This is a genomic window from Bradyrhizobium nitroreducens, assembly GCF_002776695.1.
GTDB lineage: Bacteria > Pseudomonadota > Alphaproteobacteria > Rhizobiales > Xanthobacteraceae > Bradyrhizobium > Bradyrhizobium nitroreducens.
The window spans coordinates 1953890-1962476 of record NZ_LFJC01000003.1 but is presented as its reverse complement, the minus strand read 5'-3'; the positions used below and the strand labels follow the sequence as shown (position 1 = coordinate 1962476).

The following is an 8587-nucleotide window of genomic DNA, read 5'->3' as shown; positions in this document are numbered from 1 at the left end:
CAAAAGCCCGGCCGGCAAAGGCCCCCGCACCCCTGCCCGCCCGCCCGCCCCCGTCGCGGCAAAACGCCCCAAGGGGGCTTCCAAGCGGTCTCCAAAGGGGGCCGTCACGGCCTCCCCGGACCTCTCGCAGGAGCGCATCGTCCGCGCGCTGGAGACCATTGCGGCGCTCCTGTCCGCCCAGGGCAAGCCGGCGCTCGAACGCGAATCGTTCAAAGAGGCCGATGCCTATGTCTGGCACCCCGACGGACGCCTCGCCGCGGTGCCCCGGGTCAGCCGCGTCGAGCTGTTCCTGCTGAAGGGGGTCGACCGGATGCGCGACATCCTGATGGAGAACACCGAGCGTTTCGCCAATGGCCTGCCCGCCAACAACGCCCTGCTCTGGGGCGCGCGTGGCATGGGCAAATCGTCGCTGGTGAAGGCGGCGCATGCCAGCATCAATGCCGAGCGCAAGCCGGCCGACAGGCTGAAGCTGATCGAGATCCACCGCGAGGACATCGAGAGCCTGCCGATGCTGATGGAGAAGCTGCGGGACGCCAGCTTCCACTTCATCGTGTTCATCGACGACCTCTCCTTCGACGGCAATGACGCGTCCTACAAATCGCTCAAGGCGGTGCTCGAAGGCGGCATCGAGGGCCGGCCCGAAAACGTCATCCTCTACGCCACCTCCAACCGCCGCCATCTGCTGGCGCGCGACATGATCGAGAACGAGCGCTCGACTGCGATCAATCCCGGCGAAGCGGTCGAGGAGAAGGTGTCGCTGTCGGATCGCTTCGGCCTCTGGCTCGGCTTCCACCGCTGCAGCCAGGACGAATACCTCGCGATGGTGCGCGGCTATTGCAGCCATTTCGGCGTCAAGATGGACGACGAGGCATTGGAGCGCGAGGCGCTGGAATGGTCGACCACCCGCGGCTCGCGCTCGGGCCGCGTCGCCTGGCAGTTCGTGCAGGAACTGGCGGGACGGCTGGGCGTGAAGTTGGCCGCGAGCTAGCCGGAGTCACCGCCCGCCCGGAACTGTCACTTCCGGCATGCTTGTCGTCGTCAATCTTCATGTGGACACGCTTTCCTCCGGAAGCGGCAGCCTCGCGCGCTCTTGCGCGAAGAGTGTCGCGACGAAGGTGAGCGCTGCCGTGATCGTGACGTAGAAGGCCGGAGCAAGGGGATTGGCCGTCATCTGCACCAGGTGCGCGCTGATGTACGGCGCGAGACCGCCGAAAATCGTGACCGCGAGCCCATAGGAGATCGAAAGAGCGCTGTAGCGAATGCGCGTCGGGAATTGCTCCGACAGAATCGCGCAGAGCGGCCCGCAATACATCGAGAGAAGGACGCTGGCGAGAGCCTGGGTCAGGATCAGACCCGTTGCGCTCGGCATCGACACGACAAGCATGAACAGCGGGTAGGCGCCGACCGCCGAGAACGCCGAGGCGGCCAGAAAGACCGGTCGGCGTCCGACGCGGTCTGACACCGCGCCCATCACCGGCGCGAGCACGAGATAGACGACACCCGACACGGCCGTCGATAGAAAAGTCGTGGAAGCTGGAATCTTGAGCTGTTGCTGTGCGAAGCTCGGAAAGAAAACCAGGAAGATGTAGTTGATCGCGCAAGCACAGATGCTGACGCCGAAGCCGATCAGCAGAGGCTTGCGGTAGCGGCTGATCGCCAAGCGGACCGGCGATTCGATGACCTCCTGCTTCTCGGCAGCCCGCTCGAAAGAGGGAGTTTCGTGAACATGGGTTCGCAGGTAGTGACCGACCGGACCGAGCACGAAGCCGAGCAGAAAGGCCAGACGCCACCCCCAGGCGTTGAACACCTCGGGCTCGAAGAACGTCGTCAGCAGATAAGAGACGGCCGTTGCCAGTAGGAGACCGAGCGCCGTCGCAGCCTGCTGGAAGCTGCTGATCCAACCGCGCTTCCCTGCCGGGGCATATTCGACCAGGAAGGCAGCCGCGCCGCCCCACTCGCCGCCTGTCGAAAAGCCTTGCGCCATCCGGCAGGCGATGAGCAGGATGGGCGCCGCGACGCCCCAGGTCGCATAGGTCGGCAGCAAACCGATCGCGCCGGTGCCCGCTGCCATGAGGCCGATCGTCATCACCAGCGCGGCTCGGCGTCCGAACCTGTCGCCGTACGACCCGATGACGACAGCACCGACCGGCCGCATGAAGAAGCCGACCGCAAAGGTCGCGAACGTCGAGAGCAACCCCGCCATCGGGTCGGTCGATGGAAAAAAGGCCCGCGCGAGTGGCGCTGCCATGAAGGCGTAGATCAGAAAATCGTAAATCTCGAACATCTGGCCGAGGCCGCAGGATAGGATCGCCCGTCGAATGGCGATTTGCTCGCCCCTTCCCTCGCCCGAATTGGCCTCGACGGAGGTCGTTGAACGTTCGCCATTCGACGTGGCGGCAAGATCAGCCGATGAGATCATTCGACATCTTCCCCAGTTGTTGTGCGCCTTCACGACCCACGCTCTTTGCGAGGGCGGGACTCACTCGGATTTTCCTGGTGATGGAGCGCCTGACTCAGCGTTCGCCTTGGCGTAGGTGGCGATTTCGGCGTGGGTCGCGAACCAAACGTCGCCCTTTGCTCTGGCGAGCCGGACGATCTCTTCGAGTATCCATATGCGCGAGCGCTGGGTGATGATGTGCGGGTGCATCGTCAGCTGGAACAGGCCGCCGTCCGCGTAGGCCGCCTCGAACTCGCGGCGGAAGATGTCGAGGACAGCGTCAGGCGGGGTGTAGGGTCGTAGCGCCGAGAAGCGGTTCATCATGAAATAGACAGCGTCGTCGCGCACCCATTCCACGGGAAGCTCCGTGATGCCGCTCGGCGTCCCGTCGAGTTCAAGCTCGTAGCAGTCCTCGTCCGCCATCAGCGAGGAATCGTAGAGCAGACCAAGCTCCTGCTCGATGCGCAGGGTGTTCGGGCTGAAATCCCAGGACGGTGTTCGCAGGCCAACCGGCCGCACGCCGGACAGCTCTTCCAGCGCATCGATCGAGCGGAACATCAGGTCACGTTCCGCCTCGTAGGGCAGAACCGAGTTCAGCTCGTGAATCCAGCCGTGCACACCGATCTCGTGGCCATCCGCGACGAGACTTCGCTGCTCGTCCGGATAAAGCAGTGCGGCCACGGCGGGCACGAAAAAGGTCGCCTTCACCCCGTGACGATCCAGCAGCTTGCGGATGCGCGGGACGCCGACCCGGTTGCCATACTGCCCCCAGGACATGCGACCGATCGACTTGCCGCCGTCGCGCAGCTCGTTCGTCTCGTGGTCCGAATCGAAGGATAAGGCGACGGCGCAACGCGCTCCGCCTTTCCAGGTCTTTGGACGATAGGAACGCCCCGCGCGCACCTGGTTGACAAGGCGGCGCCAATGCGCCTCCTCCCACTGCCAAGGTTCCTGTTGAGTGGCCTGCGACATCGTCGATCTCCGGGTTCGGCTTGGCGAGATTGCTTCGATTTGGCTCGGACGGGGCCGAGCAAGTCTGACTGGCTATGGTCGCCTAAGAATGGTGTCAGGCAATTTCTTCCACGGCAGATCACCTGGATCGATCGCCATCGCCCCCGCCGCCTTGGCGATCAGGACGTCCCGCTCCGGATCGGCAACCAGAGGTTCGAAGTCTGCGCGAAAATGGTTGGAGCTCTTGACCACGATCAGGCGCATGTCCTCGGGCGCGATACCGAGCGATCGGAACAACTCGCGGTCTTGAGTACCGACCTTTGCGCTGATGACTGCGACGAGCACACCCTCGATCTCGAGACAGGCCGACGGTCCGAGCTCCGCGACGAATCCCGTCATCTTGGGACCCTTGAAGGTGACCCTGCCACTGGCGACGGCACGAACCTTGAACGTGCCGGATACCGGCCGATCGCTCCAGCCGTCCCAGGTTGGAATCATCGCACCGATCTCAAACGTTAGTTCTGCGCCAACGCCTGCCGCGACCGCTGCGGCCGCAGCGTCGGGGTCGAACAGCATGCCGAAACACACACGGCCCGGATATGCCCGCCCCGCTCCCTCGGCGAGGAGCGCGTGAAGCAGGCCCGTGGTGCTGCCCGTTCCACCCACACCTGGATTGTCTTGCGTGTCGGCGATCACGATCGGTCTGCCCGTATCCGCCGTCCGTTCAAGCGCGAGCGCGATCGCTTCGCGCGCCTCGTAGACGTGTTGCCGCCATTTCTGAGGCTGCCCGGCACTCCTGGCCAGTTGATCCACGGCAGGTGCCGACCGTTCCCCATACCCCCAGATCATCGGCGCGCATTCTTCGAAATCCGATGCCGGGAAGCCCATGCAGAAGCTCAGCATGGCGTCGTATTGCCGCTCCAGACGGAGAAGCTCATTGTAGACCGCTCGCGCGGGATCGATCGTGGTACTTTGCGCATTCAGCGGGATAAGGAAGGGCAGCCGGACGAAAGTGAGCTTTTCCCGGCCGCTGCGCTGGCCCCGGCGCGCCAGCAGCTCGGCGGCGAGTTCGCCCGTCTCGACGTAGTCGATATGAGGATAGGTCCTGTAAGACACCAGTCCGTCGGCCAGACTCAACATCCGCGTCGTTACATTCGCGTGCAGATCCAAGCTGCAGACGATCGGAATATCATCTCCGACAGTCGCTCTCACTCGCGCGATCAACTCGCCTTCCGCGTCATCGTGGCTCACGGACATGGCGGCGCCATGAAGGTCGAGATAAACGGCCTCGAAGCCTCCCTGTCTCGCATCTCCAACGATCGTGTCGCAGATCTGATTGAACGCATCGTCGGTGATGTACGACGACGGAACCGCGCCGCACCAAAGGCTGGGCAGAAGGTCCCAGCCTCGGGCCCGAGCAGACCTGATGAATCCCGTGGCGGGCACGTTGACGCTGGAGATCAGGTCCAGCATCGCCCGGCCATGCGTTGGGCGCGGGAACATCTCGCCGCTCTCAAACGCCTTCCAATCGGCGCGATTGGGCGCAAACGTGTTCGTTTCGTGCTTGAATCCAGCGATCAGGACTTTCACTTCATAACCTTCACGACAGCGTCCGGCCGTCTAATTTGAGAGGCGGCGGCGCTTCAATTGTGATTCAGCGTCCGCATCATTGATCTTGAAAATCTACCGGGTCGCAGTGGCGAACAATGATCGCATGTGCGTATGATCGTTGCCGTAGCGACAACAATTGCGGCGGAGTCATGGACTGGGCAGATTTGAGCGAGCGCCATCTGCGAAGCTTCTGGATGGCGGTGACCGTCGGATCCGTGCGCGGCGCGGCGGATCGGCTCGACGTCGAACCTTCCGTCGTCAGCCGACATATTCAACGCCTGCAGCTACAGCTCGGCGTTCGCCTTTTGGAACGCCGCGGCAGGGGCGTTAAACCCACCGAAGCTGCAGCGTTGCTCCTGGAATTCTGCGAAACGCGTAAAGCGCAAGAAGAGCAACTGCTCGTCCGCCTCGGCGATATGGGGAAGACCTTGCGCGGCCGGGTGCACATCGTCGGCGGCGAAGGGTTCATACCCGATCTCATGACCTGGGCATTGTGTGAATTCGGCAGGCAGCACCCGGGAGTCGATATCACTCTGGAGCAGGCCGGCGTTCGCGATCTCGTCGCAATGGTTGCGCAGGACAAGGCTCACGTCGGCATCGCCTATTGCATCGAGCCTTCGCCACCCGTCGAAGCCGTCGTGAGCCGGCGAAAGCCGGTCTGCATGATCGTCGCTCCAAACCATCCATTGGCGAGGGCCAAGCAGCCGGTCAGCCTCCAGGACGCTGCCCGCTATCCGATCGCCCAGATGGCGGCCGGCTTCGGTCTTCAGCAGGCCGTCAGTCGTGCCGCCGCGGCGGCGAAGGTTGTCATCGCCGATCGCCTCGTCACCAATTCTCTCACGTCGCTTCGCGAGTTCGCAGCCCTGGGACTTGGCGTGAGCTTCATGTCGGCACAATCGGCGGCAGCGGACGTCGCCGCGGGACGCCTCGTCGTGCTTCCGACGACAAGTCGGGTCCTCAACGGAATGAGGGTTCATGTCCTGATCCGAAGCGGCCGATTTCAAAGTCGGGCAGTTAGGGAGGTCATCGGCTTTCTGGCGCGAAAATCAGCCATGTGGGAAGTCGCCGTTTAGGCGCGACGATCAGACCGAGCGCTCGCGTCCTGTTCTTGAACCCTTTGACAGAGAAAGGCACGTCCCGGGTGCACAGGGACGTGCCTCGCATTCATTGACCTAGCTAGAACCAGAAGACTCCGGCCCATCGGGGTCCGCCAAACCTCGCCTCACGCCCCGTTCAGGAATTGAAGCGGGTCAACCGGGCTCGATCCCTTGCGGATCTCGAAGTGGAGCTGCGGCGACGCCACCTCCCCGGATTGACCCGACTTGGCAATGACCTGACCGCGCTTGATGGTATCGCCGCGCTTCACCAACAGCTCACTCGCATGGGCATATGCGGTGACGTAGCCGTTGGAGTGCCGAACCAGGACCAGATTGCCGTAACCCTTCAGCTCGTTGCCGGAGTAAGCGACGACGCCGTCTTCGGCCGCCTTGACCGGCGTCCCCTCGGGCACCGCGAGATTGATGCCGTCATTGGACTTGCCGTTGGTCTTGGCGCCGTAGCTGGTGACCACCTTGCCGCGGACCGGCCAGCGGAAGGTCGGAAGCGCGCTGGTGGTCTCCGCGGCTTTCGCGGGAGCCTCAGTGGGCTTCTCTTCGACATTGGCGGTGGCCTGAGCGAGGCGCGCGCTCTGCACGGGCGCGGCGGCGGCCATCCTCGTGGCTGGCGCGGGCGCAGCCGCAACGGGCTGCAGCGTCCCCGCAACCGGAGCAGCCCCGACGGGGGCCGCAGCAACCGGCGCCGCGACGGCAGCGGTCTTCGCTCCGGGCACGGTCAGCTTGGTGCCGAGCTTGAGCTTGGCCGAGGGATCGAGCCCGTTGGCACGGGCGAGCTCGGCCGACGAAATATGGTTCTTGCGGGCGATGCTGGCGAGCGTGTCGCCGTGGTTGACGAAGTGCGTGCTCGGCGGCGCAGCCAAGGCGGCAACCGGCTTCGCGGCCGGAGCTGCCGCAACGGGAGCCAACGCAGGTGCGGGCGCAGCGGCCGTGGCCGGATGCGGAATGATCAGCTGCTGGCCGGGCGAGAGCGCGCGCGGGCCCTTGTAGCCGTTGGCGGCGAGGATCGCCTGCGGCGTGACGTGATAGCGCTTGGCGAGCACGTCGAGCGTGTCGCTGGTGCCGACGATGATCTTGGTCCCGCCAGCCGGCTGGGCGGCCGCAACGGAGCGCGGCGGCACGGTGGCCGTGGTCTCCAGATGCGGCTGCGCCGGGGGCGCGTAGGAGCTGACGCCGCGCCCGCCTCCGGACACGCCGCCACCACCCGCGACGGGATAGGATTGCGGAGCGGACACCGCCGGCGGCGGCAAGGGCTGCGACTGATAATAACCGGGCTGCGTCTGCGGCCGCGCATATTGCGGCAGCTCACGCGGCTGCTGCGGCGGTGCCTGCTGCACCGAACCGGTCTGGTCAGAGGCGAAGGGATTGGAGAAGTTCGACTGGGACAGTCGCGACGACATGTCGGCGCTGCACCCTGCGAAGCTGAAGGAGATCAGCGCCAGCACCGCGACCTGCGGCACGCGGCGCGAGTAAAGCAACTCGGCGACAGCGGACATGGTTACTCACTCGTACGCAACAGAACTGGTGTTTTAAGTAAACACGCGTCGAGTAAATAACGGCTTAACCCTCCCAATAAGATGTTGGCGGCACAGCCGATCCGGAATTCTACAGCTCCCGCGCCACGCCGGGCAGTGCCGGCACGAACCGGACCTCGACGAGTTCCCTGCGCTCGATCCCCCCTTCGGTCCGGGTCAGCCGGACCAGCGTCTGCACGCCCTGATGCGGGCCGACCGGCGCGATCAGGATACCCCCGACTTCGAGCCGCTCGACCAGGTTCTCGGGGATCTGCTCCATCGCGGCGGTGACGATGATGCGATCGAACGGGCCGATATTGGGCGGCAGGTTAAGCCCGTCGCCAAGCATCACCTCGACATTGTGACAGTCGAGCTTTTCGAGCCTGGCACGTGCCGCATCGGCAAGCTTGCGATAGCGCTCGACCGTCAGGACCTGGCCGGCGAGCCGCGACAGCACGGCCGCCTGATAGCCGGAACCTGTTCCGATCTCGAGCACACGATGCTGCTTCCGGAGTTGAAGCTGCTCGGTCATGTAGGCGACCACGAAGGGCTGGCTGATGGTCTGCCCGCAGGCGATCGGCAGCGCACTGTCCCGATAGGCACCGTCGCGATCGGCCTCGTCGACGAAGAGATCGCGCGGCACCTCCTCCATGGTTCGCAGCACCGCCTGATCGCTGATGCCCCGACGCCTCAGCGTGAGCTGAAACATCATCTTTTCCGGCGGGTGCTGATGGGAGGTCATTGCCTGCTTACGCTGTCTTGCCCGGCCCGGTGGGACATCATTCAAGCCCGGACGCAGAATCTGTTCCTGCTCAGGAACTCATGATAGCCTTCGCGTGGAGCATTTGACCACAAATTGGCTTGCCACGGGCGAGCTGCGATGACCATTTTCGGGCATCCGTTCGTCGAAACGCGCATTGCGTCGATTCGTGTTATCTGCGAACGTTTTTGGCAAAGGGCAA

The 8587-nt window shown here is 64.2% G+C and carries 7 protein-coding genes; 2 read left to right on the top strand and 5 right to left on the bottom strand.

Translation table 11 applies throughout. The annotated features are described in order from the left end of the window. On the top strand, positions 1-988 hold a 988-nt coding region (locus TSA1_RS09770; protein ID WP_100181058.1), incomplete at its 5' end, for an ATP-binding protein. Positions 989-1045: 57 nt separating this feature from the next. Here the strand turns inward: TSA1_RS09770 and TSA1_RS09765 are convergent. The 3 genes from TSA1_RS09765 to TSA1_RS09755 form a co-directional block, all read right to left on the bottom strand. Continuing rightward, positions 1046-2419 carry an MFS transporter gene (locus TSA1_RS09765; RefSeq protein WP_100176162.1) on the bottom strand — a complete coding sequence of 458 codons (1374 nt, stop codon included), beginning with the start codon at positions 2417-2419 and terminating at the stop codon, positions 1046-1048. Between the two features lie 60 nt (positions 2420-2479). After that, a complete protein-coding gene (locus tag TSA1_RS09760) occupies positions 2480-3409 on the bottom strand; it encodes a polysaccharide deacetylase family protein (protein WP_100176161.1) in 930 nt (309 codons plus the stop codon). Between the two features lie 72 nt (positions 3410-3481). Continuing rightward, positions 3482-4978, bottom strand: coding sequence for a M81 family metallopeptidase (locus TSA1_RS09755; protein WP_100176160.1), 1497 nt, complete (start codon positions 4976-4978; stop codon positions 3482-3484). A 170-nt stretch (positions 4979-5148) separates the two neighbouring features. Between TSA1_RS09755 and TSA1_RS09750 the strand changes: the two genes are divergently transcribed. Further along, positions 5149-6072, top strand: a complete 924-nt coding sequence (locus TSA1_RS09750) for a LysR family transcriptional regulator (RefSeq protein ID WP_161497202.1) — start codon at positions 5149-5151, stop codon at positions 6070-6072. A 149-nt stretch (positions 6073-6221) separates the two neighbouring features. Here the strand turns inward: TSA1_RS09750 and TSA1_RS09745 are convergent, their stop codons facing one another. Then, entirely contained in the window at positions 6222-7607 is a 1386-nt protein-coding gene (locus TSA1_RS09745) for a LysM peptidoglycan-binding domain-containing M23 family metallopeptidase (RefSeq protein WP_100176158.1), read from the bottom strand. 109 nt (positions 7608-7716) lie between these two features. Further along, a complete protein-coding gene (locus TSA1_RS09740; protein WP_100176157.1) occupies positions 7717-8367 on the bottom strand; it encodes a protein-L-isoaspartate(D-aspartate) O-methyltransferase in 651 nt (216 codons plus the stop codon). Between the last annotated feature and the right edge of the window lie 220 nt (positions 8368-8587).